This is a genomic window from Nocardioides ochotonae, assembly GCF_011420305.2.
GTDB classification, from domain to species: Bacteria; Actinomycetota; Actinomycetes; order Propionibacteriales; family Nocardioidaceae; genus Nocardioides; species Nocardioides ochotonae.
The window spans coordinates 2,371,012-2,388,767 of the sequence record NZ_CP061769.1; the positions used below are offsets into that span (position 1 = coordinate 2,371,012).

19 protein-coding genes, 2 tRNA genes and 2 riboswitches are annotated in these 17,756 nt (G+C 73.6%); of the genes, 8 read left to right on the top strand and 13 right to left on the bottom strand.

What is annotated here, in order from left to right; all coding sequences use genetic code 11:
• The first annotated feature begins 26 nt into the window (after positions 1–26).
• The 5 genes from HBO46_RS11475 (at position 27) to HBO46_RS11495 (ending at position 2,526) form a co-directional block, all read left to right on the top strand.
• A tRNA-Cys gene (locus tag HBO46_RS11475) sits at positions 27–97 on the top strand.
• A gap of 24 nt (positions 98–121) precedes the next feature.
• Positions 122–196: transfer RNA gene (locus tag HBO46_RS11480), tRNA-Val, on the top strand.
• 228 nt (positions 197–424) lie between these two features.
• Positions 425–826 (top strand): hypothetical protein, encoded by a 402-nt coding sequence (locus HBO46_RS11485; RefSeq protein WP_166139418.1) that lies wholly within the window; start codon positions 425–427, stop codon positions 824–826.
• The gene (locus HBO46_RS11490; protein ID WP_166139416.1) at positions 811–1,440 is read left to right on the top strand and encodes a hypothetical protein; all 630 of its coding nucleotides are present in this window, start codon (positions 811–813) and stop codon (positions 1,438–1,440) included. Before HBO46_RS11485 ends, HBO46_RS11490 begins: the two co-directional genes overlap by 16 nt.
• Positions 1,441–1,449: 9 nt before the next feature.
• Positions 1,450–2,526, top strand: a complete 1,077-nt coding sequence (locus tag HBO46_RS11495; RefSeq protein WP_166139414.1) for a hypothetical protein — start codon at positions 1,450–1,452, stop codon at positions 2,524–2,526.
• 126 nt (positions 2,527–2,652) lie between these two features.
• Here HBO46_RS11495 and HBO46_RS11500 read toward each other — a convergent pair whose 3' ends face one another.
• The gene (locus tag HBO46_RS11500; RefSeq protein ID WP_166139412.1) at positions 2,653–3,129 is read right to left on the bottom strand and encodes a hypothetical protein; all 477 of its coding nucleotides are present in this window, start codon (positions 3,127–3,129) and stop codon (positions 2,653–2,655) included.
• A gap of 438 nt (positions 3,130–3,567) precedes the next feature.
• Here HBO46_RS11500 and HBO46_RS11505 point away from each other — a divergent pair, with 438 nt between their 5' ends.
• Complete coding sequence (locus HBO46_RS11505; RefSeq protein WP_166139410.1) at positions 3,568–4,215, top strand: hypothetical protein; 648 nt, start codon at positions 3,568–3,570, stop codon at positions 4,213–4,215.
• 59 nt (positions 4,216–4,274) lie between these two features.
• Here the strand turns inward: HBO46_RS11505 and HBO46_RS11510 are convergent, their stop codons facing one another.
• Positions 4,275–4,595 carry a hypothetical protein gene (locus HBO46_RS11510; RefSeq protein WP_166139307.1) on the bottom strand — a complete coding sequence of 107 codons (321 nt, stop codon included), beginning with the start codon at positions 4,593–4,595 and terminating at the stop codon, positions 4,275–4,277.
• 98 nt (positions 4,596–4,693) lie between these two features.
• Between HBO46_RS11510 and HBO46_RS11515 the strand changes: the two genes are divergently transcribed.
• Positions 4,694–5,239: a hypothetical protein gene (locus HBO46_RS11515; protein WP_166139408.1), complete on the top strand. Its 546-nt coding sequence runs from the start codon at positions 4,694–4,696 to the stop codon at positions 5,237–5,239.
• Between the two features lie 92 nt (positions 5,240–5,331).
• Here the strand turns inward: HBO46_RS11515 and HBO46_RS11520 are convergent, their stop codons facing one another.
• The 11 genes from HBO46_RS11520 to HBO46_RS11570 form a co-directional block, all read right to left on the bottom strand.
• Positions 5,332–6,240, bottom strand: coding sequence for a hypothetical protein (locus HBO46_RS11520; RefSeq protein ID WP_166139406.1), 909 nt, complete (start codon positions 6,238–6,240; stop codon positions 5,332–5,334).
• A complete protein-coding gene (locus HBO46_RS11525) occupies positions 6,237–7,187 on the bottom strand; it encodes a VWA domain-containing protein (RefSeq protein WP_166139404.1) in 951 nt (316 codons plus the stop codon). Before HBO46_RS11525 ends, HBO46_RS11520 begins: the two co-directional genes overlap by 4 nt.
• The gene (locus HBO46_RS11530; RefSeq protein WP_166139402.1) at positions 7,184–8,143 is read right to left on the bottom strand and encodes a VWA domain-containing protein; all 960 of its coding nucleotides are present in this window, start codon (positions 8,141–8,143) and stop codon (positions 7,184–7,186) included. The genes HBO46_RS11525 and HBO46_RS11530 overlap by 4 nt, the downstream gene beginning before the upstream one ends.
• On the bottom strand, positions 8,134–8,604 hold the full coding sequence (locus HBO46_RS11535) for a hypothetical protein (RefSeq protein WP_166139400.1): 471 nt from the start codon (positions 8,602–8,604) through the stop codon (positions 8,134–8,136). Before HBO46_RS11535 ends, HBO46_RS11530 begins: the two co-directional genes overlap by 10 nt.
• Positions 8,594–9,487, bottom strand: a complete 894-nt coding sequence (locus HBO46_RS11540) for a DUF58 domain-containing protein (protein WP_166139398.1) — start codon at positions 9,485–9,487, stop codon at positions 8,594–8,596. The genes HBO46_RS11535 and HBO46_RS11540 overlap by 11 nt, the downstream gene beginning before the upstream one ends.
• A gap of 3 nt (positions 9,488–9,490) precedes the next feature.
• Positions 9,491–10,510 (bottom strand): AAA family ATPase, encoded by a 1,020-nt coding sequence (locus HBO46_RS11545; protein WP_166139397.1) that lies wholly within the window; start codon positions 10,508–10,510, stop codon positions 9,491–9,493.
• On the bottom strand, positions 10,507–11,337 hold the full coding sequence (locus tag HBO46_RS11550; RefSeq protein ID WP_166139395.1) for a hypothetical protein: 831 nt from the start codon (positions 11,335–11,337) through the stop codon (positions 10,507–10,509). The genes HBO46_RS11545 and HBO46_RS11550 overlap by 4 nt, the downstream gene beginning before the upstream one ends.
• 104 nt (positions 11,338–11,441) lie before the next feature.
• A complete protein-coding gene (locus HBO46_RS11555) occupies positions 11,442–12,836 on the bottom strand; it encodes a hypothetical protein (RefSeq protein WP_166139393.1) in 1,395 nt (464 codons plus the stop codon).
• Positions 12,833–13,762, bottom strand: a complete 930-nt coding sequence (locus HBO46_RS11560) for a hypothetical protein (RefSeq protein WP_166139391.1) — start codon at positions 13,760–13,762, stop codon at positions 12,833–12,835. Before HBO46_RS11560 ends, HBO46_RS11555 begins: the two co-directional genes overlap by 4 nt.
• Complete coding sequence (locus tag HBO46_RS11565) at positions 13,759–14,766, bottom strand: hypothetical protein (RefSeq protein WP_166139390.1); 1,008 nt, start codon at positions 14,764–14,766, stop codon at positions 13,759–13,761. Before HBO46_RS11565 ends, HBO46_RS11560 begins: the two co-directional genes overlap by 4 nt.
• Positions 14,763–16,163: a hypothetical protein gene (locus tag HBO46_RS11570; protein ID WP_166139388.1), complete on the bottom strand. Its 1,401-nt coding sequence runs from the start codon at positions 16,161–16,163 to the stop codon at positions 14,763–14,765. The genes HBO46_RS11565 and HBO46_RS11570 overlap by 4 nt, the downstream gene beginning before the upstream one ends.
• A 69-nt stretch (positions 16,164–16,232) precedes the next feature.
• Positions 16,233–16,345: riboswitch (cobalamin riboswitch) on the bottom strand.
• A gap of 88 nt (positions 16,346–16,433) precedes the next feature.
• A riboswitch (cobalamin riboswitch) is annotated at positions 16,434–16,566 on the top strand.
• Positions 16,567–16,657: 91 nt separating this feature from the next.
• Between HBO46_RS11570 and HBO46_RS11575 the strand changes: the two genes are divergently transcribed.
• The gene (locus tag HBO46_RS11575; protein WP_166139387.1) at positions 16,658–17,713 is read left to right on the top strand and encodes a hypothetical protein; all 1,056 of its coding nucleotides are present in this window, start codon (positions 16,658–16,660) and stop codon (positions 17,711–17,713) included.
• Positions 17,714–17,756: the final 43 nt, after the last annotated feature.

Consider the following 17,756-nt stretch of genomic DNA (forward strand, 5'->3'; position numbering starts at 1 on the left):
GGGTCCTCCCATGGGAGGACCACCGCGGTGGGTTGGCCGAGAGGCGAGGCAACGGACTGCAAATCCGTCTACACGGGTTCAAATCCCGTACCCACCTCGATTTACCACAACTGAATAACATGGGCGATTGGCGCAGCGGTAGCGCGCTTCCTTGACACGGAAGAGGTCACTGGTTCAAACCCAGTATCGCCCACCATTACGAAAGGCCCCGGCTGCGAAGACGCAGCCGGGGCCTTTCGCATGCGGCGGAGTATCCCCCCGTGGCGTCAGGTCCTCGCGACCGTGGTCAGCCAACTCCGGCACCAGATACTTGCGGCCGCGCTACGCTGCGGTGGACGCACCGTTGGATAGCCAGCGTGTCGCCCCTCCTGGGCCAGGAGTCCAACAAGACGCCTGAGCGTTGCTTCGGACCTGGGAGTTGGCCGTGGGACTGCAGCTGAGCGAGCGCATGAAGACCGGCAGCTGGCGGACAGTGGGGGCTGCTTGTGTCAGCCTCCTCTTTGCTGCGGGGTGTGGGGCGCAGGCGGGCGTCGAAGCACCCTCGTCGGCGGAGGTGGTTGCGGACGTGCGCTCTGACTTGGCGGCCTGGAGCGGAACGCTCGAGGATCGGCAAGCTGCCGAGGTCGTCACGAGCGCAATGTTGAACAAAGCTCTCGACGACTGCCTCGCGGATCGCGGCTTCGATCGTTTCGACTGGAGAGACTCGATATTCCCGGTCACTACGCCGAACCTTCTCAACTCGCCGTGGCTCATCGGCCCCGAGGAGAAGTTGTTCTCCGCCGAGATCGAGCTGGCGGCTCGGGCGACAGGGTGGAGGAGCAACTGAACAATCCCCCTGAGCGACCGGCGGAAGAGGTCCGCGCTGAGGATGAGTGCCTGGCGCCCGGCGTGAGAGACAGTGCCAGCGACAGCGAAGTCGCAGCCGTCACGACACCGGCGGGTCTCGTCGAGCTTGAGGCGACGTGGGGAGAGCACCTGGCCGAGGGCCTCGCTGACCTGGGCGACGTTCGGGAGTTCACCCGTTGCGTGGAGGACCAGAAGTCCCCGGCGTTGAACGGACGTCGCTTGGAGGACCTTGATCTGTTGGCTAACGAGCGCGCCACCGGCTTGGGCCTCGACGATGGCGATCTTCGTGGCCTTCAGGAGTTCCGTGCGTGGGAGCTATCTGTTGTCGAGGCGTTGAGGGCCTGTGTTGAACCGCAGTACGACGATGCGGTGACGCTGCTGGCGGAGCTCTCGACGTCCTTCCATGAACGCCACCGCGCCGAGGTGGAGAACCTCGAGCAACACTGGTCGAAGGTTCGAGGACGCGGACGTGCTGGCTGTCGGGCAATAGCCGCGACGCCGTTCACGGCGTCGAGTCCGCACGGGGCGTTGAAGGGTACGACTACCGAAACGGACTACGGTTGCTCGACCTGTGTGGCGTCGACGTGGTGGTGACGGGACCTGATGAACGAAGAGACTGCGGTCATCCGTCTGATCGACAACCTCGAACGACTGGCGGCGCTTGGCCTGCCTGTGTGGAGTGAAGAGCTCACCGACCAGGTCGACCCATTCCTCCACGAGCTCGATGAGCACCTGCGCCGGGACCCGATCGCTTTGGCGGCTGTCCTCGACTACCTCGAGAACCCACGGTCCGAGGTGGTCGCCGACTGGCTGAGGCTCCAGCTCCAGCCCGACCTCAGCCTCGACGAGGACCCGCCGAGGCAGCTTCGCTACGCCGAGGCGACCATACCCACCCAGCCGGCCCTGTTCCTCGCGATCGACGAGGTGACCGTGCAGCCCAAGAGCCTGCGCAAGCTGAAGAAACCATGGGAGCACGCTGCCGGCTGGTTCTTCGGCCGCCCGCAGAAGTCGCAGGGTCACGACGCATGGCCGGTGGGCAGGGACGGCGGCGCCCTCGACTTCCTCGTTCAGATGGACCTTGGCGCAGCTGCCTCCAGTCTCGCGGGCTTCGGGGCGGTCGGGCTGCCCGCAGACCTCATCATCCAGATCTTCGCCGACCTCGACGTGACCGTCGGGCCGTTGGACCACCGAGTGGTCGCGTTCCCCAGCGGCGCGGGTGGCGACGAACCGCTGAAGCCACCCAGGCGCAGCGACGTCAACGACGCGGACCCCGTACTCATCAACCCCGTCGGGGCACTCACCCTGCCGCCGGTGGACGAACTGAGCGCGGAAAGGGTCGGCGATGATCGGCTGCCCTCCCTCTTGCGCGTCCACGCCGACCGGAGGCCGTACGACCTGAACCTGTTCAGGAACACCAGCCGGGACGACGAGCAGCACCTGGGGTACGTGCCCATGGCCCGCATGGGAGGGTTCCCCGTCCCCGACCTGCGCGTCTGGACGGCCGAGGCCGAGTCAGCACTGGGCTGCACAGTCAGGGACATCGTCGTGCTGTACGACGGCCCCACGGACCCTGAGCCTGGTCCCGTGCCCGACCCCGACAGAGTGCGCCTCATGGTCCTCATCGACCGAGCACGCTTGCAGGCCCTGAACTTCGACGCGACCTTCGCGCTGGCCTACTAGGCCAGCTGTGGTGATGTTCTGCCCGCGGGGGCGGCTGCACGATCGGATGCCGAACTCCCAGTCGGCCCCGGAGCCCATCCGCAAAGCCAGTGCCCGAGTGCAACGTGCTCCCTGTGTGGGGAACTGTCAGCCGACGCTGACGCCGACCGATTCGAGTTGATCAGCCGTGGTAGCGCCCAACGGGCCCGCGCCCGGCTCAGCTCGGGCAGCAGCAATCACCTTCGCTGCCTCATCCACGGTCTTGCCGTCGAGCTGCGTGGCCAACAGGGATTCCTGCTGCCGTGCCGCGGTCACCACGCCGTCGACGACTTCCAGGTAGTTGCCGTCGAAGCCCCACGAGTCAATGAAGATGACGGCGGCGAGGTAGGTCTTGCCGACCTCTAGCCGCACACCGTCCTCCGCCCTCATCGGGATCATCTGATCATCGTCGTCGTGATACCAGCCCGGGGCCTGGGCCTCGAAAGACATCGGCGGCTGATCGGCCCCTGCCCGCTTCCAGAGCACGTCGTCGATCCGCACGCTCACCCGCCGCCCGGTCATCACCTTCTCCTCCCACGGGGCGTCGGAAAGAGCACGCTCAGACTCCACGGTGAAGACGACCAAGGTGTCCGACCCACGTCACCGCGGCAGACGCTGAGTCGAGCTCGACGAGGCTCCCGGCCTCGTACAGGTACACGTCCGACGACGAATCCTCCGACGCCGTACACCCACTCGTGGCCGCGACAGCGAACAGCAACGCGCCAGCAATGATGCGTGACCTCATAGCCGAACAGCCTCTCAAGAGATGTGCGCGATCCACTTCGTGTGGTGACCGCGTGTGGGGGTCCTGCATGCAAGCCAGGAGATCCTCGCCGTTCCCCACGCAAAGTAGGCGTCTTTCGCGTGCGTCGGCCCCACCCCGTGCCCGGCCGCATGGCAGATGAGCGAACGGTCCGGGTCACCGATCCGTGCAGCAGGCCCCAGTTTGGCGGGGGTTGTCGCTGTATCAGCCGGAGCCGTCCTGGGTAGGAGAGGCTCCGATCGGCTCTACTCGGAGGATCCATGCATCGATCTGGCGGTCTGCAGGAGGAGCTCACGCGGGAGTCCGCGGCGGGCCGGCGCGCCGGCGCCCGCCCCACAGGCAGGCGGATCACCGTGCTCGCGCTCGGCGTCGTCGTCGCTCTCGCGGTCGCGCTGTTCCTGGTGCTGCGCGACGGCGCCGGCCGCCCGCTCGAGCCCGAGGACGACGCCCGCCTCGTGCTGCACCTCAACGGCGACCACGGTCTCGTCGACGACGTGGACCCGAACATCCCCCTGGAGAACCCGACCGAGCACCCGATCACGATCACCGATGTCGACCTGGTCGCCGCCCCCGACAGCCCCGGCCAGGTCACCGTCCGGAGTTTCCGCCTCGCCGGGCCCGACCGCACCACGCCGTCGCTCTCGGGCGGCCGGCTCGGGGCGAAGGACTACGGGGCGCCGCTGCTCTCCGCCGACGAGGCGGTGATCCCGGCCGGTGCCGCGAACCGGGACTACATCCTGCTGGTCCGGGTGGTCGGTGACCGCAGGACCGACTGGTCAGCCGCGGACGCCGTGCGGATCACGTACGAGTGGAACGGCGAGGAGCACCACGTCGTCTGGGACCGGGGGGTCGTCTACTGCAGCCCCACCCGGATGGGACGGATCTCCTGCGAGGAGCTGCAGGTCTGAGGGCCGCACGTCACGCCTCATCAAGGGCGCACCCGCCTCCGGTATGCCGAAGCACCCGCTCAGCCGTTCCGGTCGCCGGGTGGGCGCAGGTCCAGGCGCCCGAAGTACGCCGTCAGGCCCGCGGCCGTGGCGATACCCGACACCAGCAGCGCCGCACGCTCTCGGGCCGACCCCTCCTGCCCGCGAAGCAGGACGACGCCGGCCGCCGCGTTGGCCGCACTCCAGGCCAGGTTGGGCACGCGCCCCGACAGCCCGACGCCGGGCGGATCCGCGAATGGCGTGGGGAACGGGCGACCGAGAGCCCCGGCGACCCCGTGCGGCACGGCGTTGACGAGCAGGGCGCCTGCGGCGGCGCGGGCGAGGGTGCTGCGGACGGTCATCGGGCGCTCCTCGTGGGCAGTTCGGGACCGGATACCCGTCCCGCGTACCCAGCGGCGAACGCGGGTACTGGGCCGGGACCCTACGAGAGGTCATTGGCATGAACAACGACGACGTCGTGTGGATCGTCATCGCAGTGGTGGTGGTCGCGCTGCTCGCGGCGCTCGCCTACGTGCTCCTCAAGCGCAAGAAGGAGCGCGACCGCGCCCTGGCACACGCCCAGGCCGAGCAGCTGCGCAGCGAGGCCACCCAGCACCAGCCCGCGGTCCAACAGTCCGAGCTGGAGGCCCGCAAGGCCGAGGCGGAGGCCGAGCTGCGCCGGGCCGAGGCCGAGCACGCCGAGGTGCAGGCCGCCGAGGCGCGCCAGGCAGCTGCCGCCACCTCCGCCCGACAGGAGGACGTGGTCCGCGAGGCGGACCGCATGGACCCCGCGGTCGACCACCGCTCCGGCGACTACCGCCCCGAGGTCCCCGACGGGCGCCACCTTGAGAACGGCAGCACCGCGCCCACCGAGTCCGCTCCCCCGGCGCCGACCGGCGGAGCCGACGACTACACCGAGGGCTACCGGGACGGGCAGGCCGACACCGACGGTCCCGCCGACGGCGGCTCCGGCGGCAGTCACCGCAGCCCCGGCCCGGCGAGCTGACACTGGCTCACCCAGCGCCGCAAGCCCCCTCGTCGATCACACTCGGCGAGGGGGCTTCCGCATGCGCGGGCCCTCGCCCCGCGGAGCCCAGCTCACCAGGTCCGGCCGGCGCCGCCGCCGCGGCCCTGCGGCACCGCGGCCTCGTCCCGAGCCTCCTGCTGCCGACGGGCGCCTTCCATGGTGCGCTCGGCGAGCCGGTCGGCCTGCGACTCGGTGGGCTCCGCGTCCGTGGGCTTCGATGATCCCTGGCCCTCTCCCAGCTTCTGCTGCAGGCGACCCGTCGCGGCGTCGAGCTGCTCCTGCTCAGACTGTGAGCCCGAATCTCCCTGCTCTGCAGGCTCCCCCGACTCCGCAGGCTCCCCGGAGTCACCGTGGTCCTCATCGGACTGCTGACCGTGCTGGTCCTCCGGACCGTCCTGATCCTGCGGCTCGTCCTCGCCCTCGCTCTCGTTCTCGCCCTCGTCCTCTGCCTGCCCCTCGCTCCCGGCGTCCTGGGCGTCGTCCGCCTCCTGATCGGCCTCTCCCTCCCCGCCGTCCGGCGACTCGGTCGAGCAGCCAGTGGCGCCGCTCAGGAGGCGCTGCGCCGCGCGGTAGCGCTGGTCCGCGCCGGCGTTGTCACCGGCGCTCGTGAGCTCGTCGCCAAACGACTCGAGCGCGAGCGCGTGGTTGAGGACAACCCGACACACCGCGTGGTCCGGGGCGAGGCCGCCGGCGAGCTCGAACCAGTCCGCCGCGCTCTGCCACTCGTGGCGCCCGTAGGCCGCCACGCCGCTGTTGTACGGCGCGACCCACCGCTCCAGGAGATCGACCCGCTCGGTGAGGGCGAACCACCGGCCCGCCGCCACGTGATCCCCCGAGCGCCAGGCCCGCTCGCCCAGGTGCTGCGCGCCGAGCTTCACCACCACCTGGAGCGCCACCGCCCCCAGCACCACGACACCCACGACCGCCCCCGCGATCGCCCGGCGCCGTCGCCGGCTGCGTACCGGGTCGGTCCACGTCATCGCTGTTCCTCCTTCGCTGCTCGAGATCCCCACACGGCCACCGCCAACAGATGGAGGAGGAAAGGCACCGCCGCCAGGGCCAGCACCCAGTAGTGCTCCTCGCCCGGCTGCAGCTCGACCCGGGCGCTGGTGGGGCCGCGGGTCAGGGGCGGCAGCGACCCCGGACCGGTGCGGTGCAGGTATTGCCCGCCCAGCTCCTCGGCGATCCGCGACAGCGCGGCGCCATCGATGCGCGACACCTGCTCCTCGCCCTCGATCTCGACCAGCCGCTGCTCCCCGGGGGCCACCGGCATCGCACCGCCCTCGGCGGTTCCGTAGCCGAGCACCAGCGAGCCGGTCAGTCCCTCGCGCAGCGACCCGAAGGATCCGGGTGCACCGTCCTGGGTCTGCTCGCCGTCCCCGGCGTACACCAGGTAGCGCTGGTGCTCCGGATGCTCCGCGCGGGCGGACCTCAGCACCTGCTCGGCCAGCTCGACGGCGACCGAGATGTCCGATCCCGTGGCCTTCGCCGACGGGCGCCAGCCCACGGTCCGCAGGTACGTCGAGACCGCCGCCGCGTCGGTCGTGAACGGCACCGCCACCCGCGCCACGTCGTCGAAGACGATCACCGTCGTGTTGGCCCCGGCTGTCTGCTGCACGAGCTCGGCGAGGTCCTCCCCCGCCGCCTCGATCCGCGCCCGCCCCGCAGGGCCGTCCAGCGCCCCCATCGACGCCGTCCGGTCCACGAGCAGGACCAGGTCGGTGGTGCTCGGCACCGGCACCTCGACCTCGTGCAGGCCGGTCGGTCGCAGACCGATGCCGACCGCCAGCAGCGCGAGGACCACCCGGGCGGCGAGCGCGCCGCGCTGCATGCCCGAGGAGGAGCGCCAGTCCCGTAGCGACCAGCAGGACAGCACCAGCGCCACCGCCGCCAGCACGAGCACCGGCCACACCGGCTGCACGCTCATCCCCGCCTCCTGCTCGTCCAGGCACCCAGCAGGCCGACGACGAGCATCAGGCCGCCCGGCTCCACCCGGTCGAAGCTGTGGTCGCGGGCCGCGGCCAGGATCGCCTTCTTCTCCTGGCGCTCCACGGCGCGCGCGATCACCACCGTGTTGGCGTCGTCGCCGGCGTCCACGACCAGCACGTCCCCGTGCGTGCGCCGGGTCTGGCTGCGCAGCTCGGCGGTGGCCTCGGCCCGGTTGTGGTCCGGTACGACGCCGAACACCATCGCCTCGCTCTGCACCGCCAGCTCCGTGGCCTGGGCCAGGGTGTAGATCGCGTCGCCCGAGACGAGGTTGTCGGTGGCGAGCACGACCGTGCGGGCCCGCTGGTCCTCGGGGCGGTCGAAGTGCTGCACGCAGCTCGCCAGCCCGTCGCCCACCAGCGAGGATCCCGAGCGTGGTGCCTCGGTCCCCGGGACCGGCCCCGCCTCGACCGCGACCCGCGCATCACGCAGGCCGCGGACCACGAAGTCGTAGTCGTCGGTGAGCGGGAACCCGGTGACCGCGTTGCCGTCGAACATCACGAACCCGATGCGCTCCTCGCTCAGCTCGGCCACCAGCGACAGGTAGGTGTCCAGCACGTCCGTGACCACCGGGGCCATCGAGCCGGAGACATCCATGCACAAGACGACGTCGCGGGTGCGCATCTGCTCGGACTCATCGGAGACCCCGACCAGCCGGGCCGCCATCAGCGCGGCGCCGGCGAGCGCGAGCACCAGGCTCAGCACCTCGAGGCGCCGTGCCCGCACCTCGCGGCGTACCAGCGCGCGGAAGGCCGGCAGCGCCCGCACCCGCTCCAGACCCGCGACCGCGACGCCGTCACCGCGACGGCGCAGCCGGTGCCACCACCACGCCGTGAGCCCCACGGCCAGGCCGAGCATCAGGACCAGCGCGCCCACCCACCACTGGATCAGTGCCACGAGGTCACCACCTCGCGGGCGCGGTGGTGGGCCGCGGCGAGGTCGACGTCAGCGGTCGGGTCGAAGAGCGCAGGCGCGGTCCAGGCCACGAAGTCGACCGTCGGGGCCAGCCGCGGGTCCTTGACGGCCTGCCGGCGCAGGTCGGGCAGCGTGGCGTAGTCGGCGTCGCCCTCGCCCGCGAGGCCGACGAAGCGGCGCACCTCGGCGCTGAGTCCGCTCACCGCGGCGCGCGCGGTCACGTCACCGGCCTCGGCCGCGGCCCGCCAGTCGTCGATGCGGGCGAGCGCCTCGGCGCGCACCGCCTCCAGTGGGTCCCCGCCGGCGGGTGCCGCGGTCTCGCGCAGCACCCGCCGGGTGCGCCACACCAGCACGACGATGAGCACCACGCAGACCGCTGCGAGCGCCCACCACCACGAGGAGTAGTCGGCCGGCGGGTTGATCGGGCTGCGTTCAGCGCGCACGACGGGTCCTGTCCATCAGGGTCAGCAGCTCGGTCACGGCTCGGTCCTCGCGCTCCACATGCACGTGCGGCACCCCGAGGCGCGCCAGCACCGCTGCCCGCTGCTCGGCGCGCGCCCGGTCCGCCGCCGCCACCTCGGCGGCCAGCGCGGCGCTGCGTGCGGCGAAGTCCGGGAAGCCGCGCCCGGTGCCGACGTCCCGCACCCGCCGGCCGCTGCGTCCCGGCCGAGTCGGGTCGACGTCCGCGAGGGTCACGACCAGCAGCTCGTGCTGGGCCAGCAGCCGGGCGAGACGGGCCTCGAGCTCGTGGTCGCAGGCCACGTCGCCGAGGACGAGCACCATGATCGTGCGCCGGCGTACGACGCCCGCGGCGTAGTCGAGCAGGTCGAGGGTGCGCTGAGGCGGGGAGTCGGTGGCACTGCTGCGCACCACGAGCTCCAGCATCCGCTCCAGCGGGAGCTCCCGCGTCGTAGGGCGCTGCACAGCGGGCCCGTCCTCGGTCGAGCAGACCAGCCCGACGTAGTCGCCGTGGCTGATCGCGACCCAGCCGACCAGGCCGGCGACGGTGACGGCCACGTCGCGCTTGAGGTCGCCGTCACCGTCCTCCCACGAGGCCAGCGCGGACAGCTCGCGCCCGGTGTCCACGACCAGCAGCACGGTGTGTCTGCGCTCGGCGACGTAGCGCCGGACGAGCAGGTCCCCGTGCCGCGCGGTGGCCAACCAGTCGATGTCCGCGACATCGTCGCCGGGCACATAGGCACGCAGGTCCGCGAAGTCGAGGCTGCGGCCCGACTGCGTCGCGGCGTACTGCCCGTCCAGCAGCCCCGCGACCTTGCGGCGTGCGTGGAGGGTGACCCGCGTCTTGACCTTGGTCAGCAGCGCCATGGCTCAGGGAGTGGGTACGGCGGCGAACACCGCGTCCACGACGTCGTCGGGGCGGACCCGGGCCGCGGCGGCCTCGAAGGTCAGCAGGATGCGGTGGCGCAGCACCGAGTGGCGCAGCGCCACGACGTCCTCGGGCAGCACGTGGCCGCGCCCGGCCAGGACCGCCAGGGCGCGGGCCGCCTGCAGGAACGCGATCGCGCCGCGGGGGCTGGCGCCGTGCTCGAGGTAGCGGGCGGTGTCGGTGGGCAGGAACTGGTCGGGATGGCGCGTCACGTTGACGATCTCGACGATGTAGCGGCGCACCGACTCCGCGACGTGCACCCGGTCGGCGACCCCCTGCAGGAACTCCACGTCCGCCAGCGTGGCCACGGGGGCGGACGCGGGGGCCTGCAAGGTGCCGTCCGCGATCCGGCTCAGCACGAGCGACTCCTCCTCCGGCGAGGGGTAGTCGAGGACCTCCTTGAGCAGGAAGCGGTCCATCTGCGCCTGCGGCAGGACGTAGGTGCCCTCCTCGTCGATGGGGTTCTGGGTGGCGAGCACCAGGAACGGGCGGGGCAGCCGATGGGTGCGCCCGCCGATCGTGGTCTGGCGCTCCTGCATCGCCTCGAGCATCGCCGACTGCGTCTTCGCCGAGGACCGGTTGATCTCGTCGAGGAGCACGAAGTTGGCGTGCACCGGGCCCAGCTGGGTGCTGAACGTGGCCGTCGCGGGGTCGTAGACCTGGGTGCCGATGATGTCGGCCGGCAGCAGGTCCGGGGTGCACTGGATGCGGGAGAACCGCGCGTCCACCGAGGAGGCGAGCACCTGGGCCGACAGCGTCTTCGCGAGCCCGGGCACCGACTCCATCAGCAGGTGGCCGCGCGCCATCATCGTCACCAGCAGGCTGCGCAGCAGCCCGCGCTGGCCGACCACGGTCGCCGTGAACGCCCGCTCGATGTCGCCGGTCACGCGGGCGGCCTCGTCGAGCTCCCCCCTCGTCAGCGTCGGCAGCGAGCCCAGGGTCGGTGTCGTCAGGGGGATCATCTGGTTCCTTCGTTCCACAGTCGGTCAAGGCGGGCACGGTCCCCGCGGCGCTCGAGCGCCGCGGGCCGCACCTGGTCGGTCTGCTGGGTGGTGGTGACCCGCAGGTCACCCGGGGTCGGACGCAACGCCACGATCAGCGGGCGGCCCACGAGGAGCAGCACCACCGCCGTGGTGACGCCACGGGTCAGGTCGAGAGCGATCGAGGTGTCGAGGGTGTAGGCCCACAGCCGCTCGAGCACCTGGGACGGCGGCAGCCCGGGATGGAAGTGACTGGTGCTCGACCCGGTCTCCTGCGCCCACCCCATGAGGTTGAGCAGCACCCCGCTGCCGACCCCCGCGGCCAGGGCGACGGGCAGCGCGGCGAGCCAGGCCGCGGTCGGGCGCAGCCGCACCAGCAGTCCCCCGCTCAGGCCGACCAGCCCCCACACCACCGCCTGGCTGGGCAGCGTCTCGGCGGGTACGGCGACCAGCACGGTCGAGACGAGCCCCGACGCGGCACCGGTCAGGAACCCCGCCGGGGCGCCCAGCGCGACCCCCGCCAGCAACGGGAGCACGTGGACCAGCTCCACCCCGGAGGACGACGGGCTCAGCACCGCGCGGAGCACGCAGTTCGCGAGCACCAGGCCCGCGACCGGCGCCAGCACGTCGTGACGTCGCCCCGCGTCGCGCCAGATCGTGGCGGCCAGCAGCGCCAGCCCGCACACCAACGCCCCGAGCACCCACGGCGCCTCGGCGCGCAGCTGCTCGCGGGAGGGGTGGGTCAGGGAGTCCCACACCGGCCACCCGATCCAGGCCAGGCCGAGCAGCGCCAGGACAGCGATCGTCAACGTCGAGCGCCACCCGGCGCCGACTCCGACGGTGCGCCACCTGCTTCTGGCCCGGCCGCCCCGGCGGCTCGCCCGGGGCTGCGTGGCGGAGCTCATCGCGGGCCTCATTGCGGGGCTCCCAGCACGTCGCGCACCCGCAGCGCACGGGCTCCGGCGCGCCGCAGCACCGGCGCCACGGGCAGCCGGTCGGCGACCACGACCGGGGTCCCGTCGGCGACCTGCCCGTCGGGGCCGAGCACCAGGAGCCGGTGGCAGGCGCGGACCAGCAGCTCGGGGTCCCGGCTGAGCAGCACGGAGGTGCCGCGCGGCTCGTCGGCGAGCAGGCCCGCCAGCCGGCGGCGCGCTCCGGCGTCCAGCCCGGCGTCGGGGTTCACGAGCAGGGTCGGGCCGCTGGCCAGGGTGGACAGCGCCCAGCGCAACGCGGCACGCTCTCCGTCGGAGTGCTGCGTGGTCGTGCGCGCGGGGTCCAGGGACACCAGCCGGCCCGCGAGCGCGAGGACCTCCTCGGCGGTGGTCGCGTGCCGCTTCGCCCACAGGCGGGCTATCCGGCCCACCGGTACGCCGCGAGGCAGCACGAGCGGGCGCGGCAGGCGGGTGCCGTGGCCGGCGAGGGCGGCGAGGCGCCGGGCCACGTCCAGGGCACGCGGCTCCTGGCCCGCCTCGGCCACCACGCCCAGGGTCTCGAGATGGTGCACCCGGACCTCGTGCGGGAGCCCGGTCCGGTCGGTGGGTGCCGCGACGAGCAGCTCGCCGACCGGGCTCCGGCGGGCCGTCGTACGCGGGCTGGCCGAGGCCACCTCGCGCCGAGTGCCCAGCCGGGCCAGGTCGGCCCACTCCTCCCGCGGCAGGCCCAGCGCCCGTGCCAGCGCCAGCTGCGGTGGGGCCGGCAGCGTGCGCGGCATCCAGCTCTGCGCCGCGCTGGCGATCGCGCCGCCGGGGACCAGCTCGACGACGCGGTCGGCCAGGGCGACGGCGTCCTCGAGCACGTGCTCGGCCCACAGCACGTGGGTGCCCCGGTCGGCGAGGCGCCGCAACGCCGCTGACACGGCCGCGCGGTGGGTGGCGTGCAGCCGGCTCAGCGGCTGGTCCACGAGCGCGACCTCGGCCCGCGGGTGGCCGGTGACCCAGGCGACGCCGAGCGCCGCACGGCGCGAGGCGTCGAGCGAGCGCGCCGGCGTCTCCAGCAGGTCCTCGAGGCCGAGCTCGGCGACCAGCTCCTGGTCGGGACGGGACCCGAGCAGCTCGTGCACCGCGCGGTCCGGCAGCTCGGTGCCGGGCAGCGCCTCGACGAGCGCGCCCGGCTCCCGGCGACCGGGGAGGTCGCCGCGGACCAGTGCGCCCGCCGGCAGGCGACCGGCGATCGCGCGCAGGACGGTCGTCGTGCCGCAGCCGCTCACCCCGGTCAGGAGCGTGAGGCCCTCGACCTCGAGGCTCACCTCGGACACCGCGAGACCTCGCCCGGGCAGCCACACCGAGAGACCGCCGACCTGCACGCTCATGCGGACCTCCGGGTCGGCAGCGCCACGACGGGCAGGACGAGGACCGCCGCAGCGACCACGACGGGGTCGCGGCCGGGTACGGCGTACACGGCGAGGAGCAGCGCGAGCGCTGCCACAGCGGGGGCGAGCGCCGGGCCGGACAGGCGCGGCAGGCCGGTGCGCGCCAGCACGGCACCGCCGAGGAGCGCGACGATCAGGGCGAGGGCGCCGAGCTCGGCGCCGGTCCGGTCGCCGGGGACGACGGCCGCGGCGAGCACTGCGCAGGCCAGCAGGGCCGCGCCGACCACCCGGACTCCGGCGTGCCAGGCCGGCTCCACCCGGGTGCCGGAGGTGCTGGTCCACGCCCGGGCGGCGTCGCGGGCCCGGTCGCACAGGTCCGCGACGCCGGCGGCAGGGAGGTCGAGCCCGTGGGCGCGCAGCGCGATCCGGTCCGCACGCCGGGCCGCGCAGGCCTCCCCCAAGAAGACCACCGGGGCCAGCACCGCGGCGCCGCGACCGGCCACCAGGTCCAGGAGCCGCTGCCACTCCGCCGCGGGCACCGCGCGCTGCAGCAGGCCAAGCACGGCGAGCAGGGCGGCGCCGATCAGGGCCTCACGCAGCGCCGCAACGAGCCGGCCGGTCGTGACCGCACCCCCGAAGGAGCCCCCGGTCTCGGGAGTCCAGCTCGGCAGCACCCAGAGCACGTCCCCTCCGGGGACGCCGCGGTCCAGGAGCACGCCGAGGACGAACCACAGCGCCACCAGCACCAGGCAGGCGCCGACGACGAGGGCACCGGTGCCCCGGCGTTCCGCCCCGACCAGCCACCAGGCGGCGGCCACGGAGCCCAGCAGCGACGCCGGCACCCACCAGCCGGCGTACGACTGCAAAGCGAGGTAGGTCGCGACCGCCCAGCACAGCCAGGCGACCGCGGTGGTCGGGAACCTCATGCCCGCCTCCGACGCAGTACGCCGAGGGTCGCGACCAGGGCGGCGACGCCGAGCAGCGCCGACGCGTCGCGGACGGTGTCGACCCGGTGCCCGACCGGGCCACCCGCGCCGACGACGTCGGCCGCCGCGTCGGGAACGTCGAGGTTGCGCGACCGGGGTCGCGGCGCGGGGGTGCCGCTGGCGCCTGCGCCGTGGGTGAGCGCGCCCCGCACCCGGGAGCCGACCGGTGGGAAGGCCTCGACGGGCGCGGGAGCCTCGGGCGTCCCGGTCGCGGCGGGGACGACGCGCCAGTGGGCCACGGGCGTGCCGGTGCGCAGGTTGACCAGACGGAAGCGGTGCGTGGTGGGCGTGAGTCCGCGCGGCACCTCGTACCCGACGCGACACGGCACCCCGGTGCCGCACGGCTGCGTCGTGGTCGTGCCGGTCGAGTGCCAGGCGCTGCCGTCGGCGTGCTCGACGTCGAAGGTGGTCCCGGGCACCGTCGCCTCCAGCAGCAGGGTCAGCTCCTGTCCGACCGGCTTGCGCCGCGCGAACCCGTCGCCGCGGACGATCGGGGTGCGGGCGGCCAGCTGGGTCCAGGTGCCGAGCACCTGGGCGAGGTCGCTCTGGGTGGTGTCGGCCAGGGTGAGCAGGACCGGCCCACCGGCCCGGCCGTCCGCGAGCAGCGGGAGCGTGAGGTCGGCGGCGCCGAACCCGTGGTCGTCGGTGCGGATCTCCACGGTCGGGCCGAGCGGGCGCAGCCGGGCGCGGCCGGTGGCGGCGTCCAGGGTGACGCGCTGGGCCTGGACCCGCACCCGGACCCGTGGGTTGCCGGTCACGGCCACCTCGTGGGTGGCGCCCTCGATCCACGACACCGGTGCCTGGACCGAGCAGGGCACCGACGAGGAGGCGCAGAGGGCACGGGTCTCAGAGCTCGCGGCGGCGTGGGCCGGCGGCGTACCCAGGGTCGCGAAGGCGAGTGCCGCGGCGGTGGTCGCCAGCAGCTGTCGTCCGGTCGGGCTCACAGGGTCTCTCCCTCGGCGAGCCGGGTGGTGCGCCGCCGCTGCGCCCACCACCAACCGAGCGGGGCGAGCAGGAGCAGCGCGCCGAGCAGGGCCATGGCGCCGGACACGCCCTGGCTGGCGGCGCCGGTGGCGGCGCTCGGCTCCCCGATCGCCTCCTCGCCCCACACCACGTCGGCCGGGCCGGAGGCACCCGCAGACGGCGGAGCGCTGGGACGGGCGGACGCCTGGGCGCCGGGCCCGGCGGACCCTTGGGCGCCGGGCTGGGCGGACTGTGGCGCAGTCGGCTGGCCAGTCGGGCTGGCGGCGGGTGCCGCGGGCGTCGGGGTGCCCGGCGCGACCGGGGGCACCGGAGCGGTGCTCGGCGCGGGCGACGCCGGCCCGGCGGGGCCTGCGGGCTGAGAGGTGGACGGCGTGGCCGGCGCCTCGGGGCCACCGGGGCCACCGGAGCCACCGGGTGCCGCGGGTGCGTCGGGCACGCCGGGCGCGAGGCCGGGGTCGAACTGGGCGCCGCGGTCCTCCGCCTCGCCATGCTCGGAGGGGACCACCGTCCACTGCGCGTAGGCCGGGTCGCTGATCGGGCGGTCCTGGCCGCCGCCGAAGTTGAGGTGGTGGTTGATCCGGAACTGGTAGCGCCGGCCGGGGGTCAGGGTGGCGGGCACCGTGTAGTGCAGGTGCGCGATCTCCCCGGAGGTGTTGCTCAGCCGGGTGGCCCGGTCGAACCCGTGCCCGGGGACCGCCACCCACTCGCCCGCGTCGTCGAGGTACTCGACCCAGTAGCCGACCCCCATGACGTGGCCGACGACGTGCAGGTCGAGCTCGACGCCAGCCGGCTTGTGCTCGGCGTACCCGTCCCCGAGCAGCTTGGGGGTGCGTCCGCCGAACTGCACCACCTGCCCCAGGCGGGAGCGCAGGTCGATCGAGGTGTCGTCGGCGAGACCGACGAAGCCCCAGCCACCGGGCACGTCCGAGGTGGTGCGCGGCACCAGCTTCACGTGGTCGAGGCGGCCGTACCCGGGGCGCGACTCCCGGGTCCTCCCGCCCAGCTGCGCGCCGCTGGGGACCAGGCCCGTGATGGCGCCGTCGGAGTTGAACTCGATCGCATAGAACTGCAGCGCCACGTCGACGCCGGGATTGCCGACCACGTCGGTGGCGAGGATCTGGTCGTACGCCGCCAGGGTGCTCTGGGTGGTGATCCGGCACGGCTCGGCGAACCCGTCGCACAGCCGGTGCTGGGTGGGCTCCCCGGCCTGGGCCACCCCGACGGTGGCCGTGACCGAGGTGACGGCGACCGCGGCGAGCAGCAGGCTCGCGAGCGGCGCGCCGAGCGGCGCGCCGAGCGGACGGCGGTGCGTCGGCATACGCCCGGAGGACGCCGGGCAGGCGGGACGGCGAGGCATCGGGCCCTTCCTGGGTACGGCAAGGCAGGGTGGCCCGATCGACCTCCGTGCCCGCGCTTGTGCGACGACGGGTGACGGTCATGGCCCAGGAGTTCCCGACTTGCTGGTCTCGCCAGCTCACGGTTGCGCAACAGCGCCGGATTCACACCGGCTTCCTCGCTCAGGGCCACGTTCAACTCAGTGACGAGCGGATCGTGGCACACCCGTCCGAGGGCCCACGACAGCACCCCCACCCCGCCGGTCCGCGGTGACGCAGCCCACGCGATGGCGATTTCCGGGGCGCCGGCAGGCGTGCGCTAACGTCCGGTCCCGGTACGTCGAAGGGGAAGCCGGTGCGAATCCGGCGCTGACCCGCAACCGTGACAGGCCCCGGTGAGACCCGGTCCTGAAGTCGGAGCACCTTCCGCGTCACCGTGACCAATCCACGCTGTCGAGGACTGCAGCAGGTCGCCGGCATCGCCGTCGGCTCCCCCTGCGCCGGGACCGGAGAAACCATGAAGACCCGAGGCGCGGTGCTGGCGAGTGCCGGCACTCTCCTGATCACCGCACTGACCACCGGGGCGGCCCCCGCCCACGCCGCCGACTGGCGCACCGGATGGTGCGTCGAGGACGAGGGCCTGAGCGTCGTCGTCGACTTCGGCGCCTCCACCGCCGCCACGGTCCCCACCGAGGGCTGGCTCGTGCGCTGTCTCGTCGGCGGCGAGATCCAGGCGGACGGCCGGGGCACCCGCGTGGCCGCCCTGCGGGCCGTCGGCCTCGGCGTCGAGGCGGACCGCGGCGGGTACGTCACCGCCATCGACGGGGTGGAGGAGTTCGACCCCGACGGCTGGTGGTTCTTCTCGGGCGCCACCGTCGGCGGGCCGTGGGACACCGCCTACCACGACATCGTCAGCGACGGCCCGAACCTCAACAAGGCCCTCGGCGCCCGGCTCGTCGGCGACGACTGGGTCAACGTCCCCCGCCCCGCCCCGCAGTTCGGCCAGCCCGAGCCCGACCCCGAGCCGAAGCCGGACCCGGCGGTCGCTGGCTCCACGCCGCTGGTCACCGGCCGCGCCCAGGTCGGCGTACGGCTCACCGCGGACGCGGGGTCCTGGAGCGCCGGCGCCTCGCTGGGCTACCAGTGGCTGCGCGGCAACCAGCCCATCGTCGGCGCCACCCGCGCCAGCCACGTCGTCACCGCCGCCGACCGCGGGAGGCGCCTGCGTGTGCGCGTCAGCGGCACGCTCGCCGGCTACACCACGACCGTGCTCGTCTCAGCACCGACGGCGTCCGTCGCCGCAGGAACCCTCACGAGCGCCAGGCCGAAGATCACCGGACGGGTCAAGGTCGGCCAGCGGCTCCAGGCCAAGCCCGGCGCCTGGGGCCCCGGCACGGTGCGGTTCACCTATCGCTGGCTGCGCAACGGCAAGCCCCTCGCCGCCACCGCCCGGAACTACCGGCTGCGTCCGGCGGACCGCGGCACGAGGATCACGGTGCGCGTGACGGGCAGGAAGGCGGGGTACGTCGCGGTCACGCGGGCGTCGGCGAAGTCGGTGCGCGTCAAGGGGTAGCGCACACCTGGTCGCTGCATCCGCGACGACGCCTCGTCCTCGA

Excerpts from the sequence above, each read along its gene's own strand:
- HBO46_RS11495 (WP_166139414.1), top strand. The coding sequence starts at position 1,450 with ATGAACGAAGAGACTGCGGTCATCCGTCTGATCGACAACCTCGAACGA.
- HBO46_RS11505 (WP_166139410.1), top strand. The coding sequence starts at position 3,568 with ATGCATCGATCTGGCGGTCTGCAGGAGGAGCTCACGCGGGAGTCCGCG.
- HBO46_RS11510 (WP_166139307.1), bottom strand. The coding sequence starts at position 4,595 with ATGACCGTCCGCAGCACCCTCGCCCGCGCCGCCGCAGGCGCCCTGCTC.
- HBO46_RS11515 (WP_166139408.1), top strand. The coding sequence starts at position 4,694 with ATGAACAACGACGACGTCGTGTGGATCGTCATCGCAGTGGTGGTGGTC.
- HBO46_RS11520 (WP_166139406.1), bottom strand. The coding sequence starts at position 6,240 with ATGACGTGGACCGACCCGGTACGCAGCCGGCGACGGCGCCGGGCGATC.
- HBO46_RS11525 (WP_166139404.1), bottom strand. The coding sequence starts at position 7,187 with ATGAGCGTGCAGCCGGTGTGGCCGGTGCTCGTGCTGGCGGCGGTGGCG.
- HBO46_RS11540 (WP_166139398.1), bottom strand. The coding sequence starts at position 9,487 with ATGGCGCTGCTGACCAAGGTCAAGACGCGGGTCACCCTCCACGCACGC.
- HBO46_RS11545 (WP_166139397.1), bottom strand. The coding sequence starts at position 10,510 with ATGATCCCCCTGACGACACCGACCCTGGGCTCGCTGCCGACGCTGACG.
- HBO46_RS11555 (WP_166139393.1), bottom strand. The coding sequence starts at position 12,836 with ATGAGCGTGCAGGTCGGCGGTCTCTCGGTGTGGCTGCCCGGGCGAGGT.
- HBO46_RS11560 (WP_166139391.1), bottom strand. The coding sequence starts at position 13,762 with ATGAGGTTCCCGACCACCGCGGTCGCCTGGCTGTGCTGGGCGGTCGCG.
- HBO46_RS11570 (WP_166139388.1), bottom strand. The coding sequence starts at position 16,163 with ATGCCTCGCCGTCCCGCCTGCCCGGCGTCCTCCGGGCGTATGCCGACG.
- HBO46_RS11575 (WP_166139387.1), top strand. The coding sequence starts at position 16,658 with ATGAAGACCCGAGGCGCGGTGCTGGCGAGTGCCGGCACTCTCCTGATC.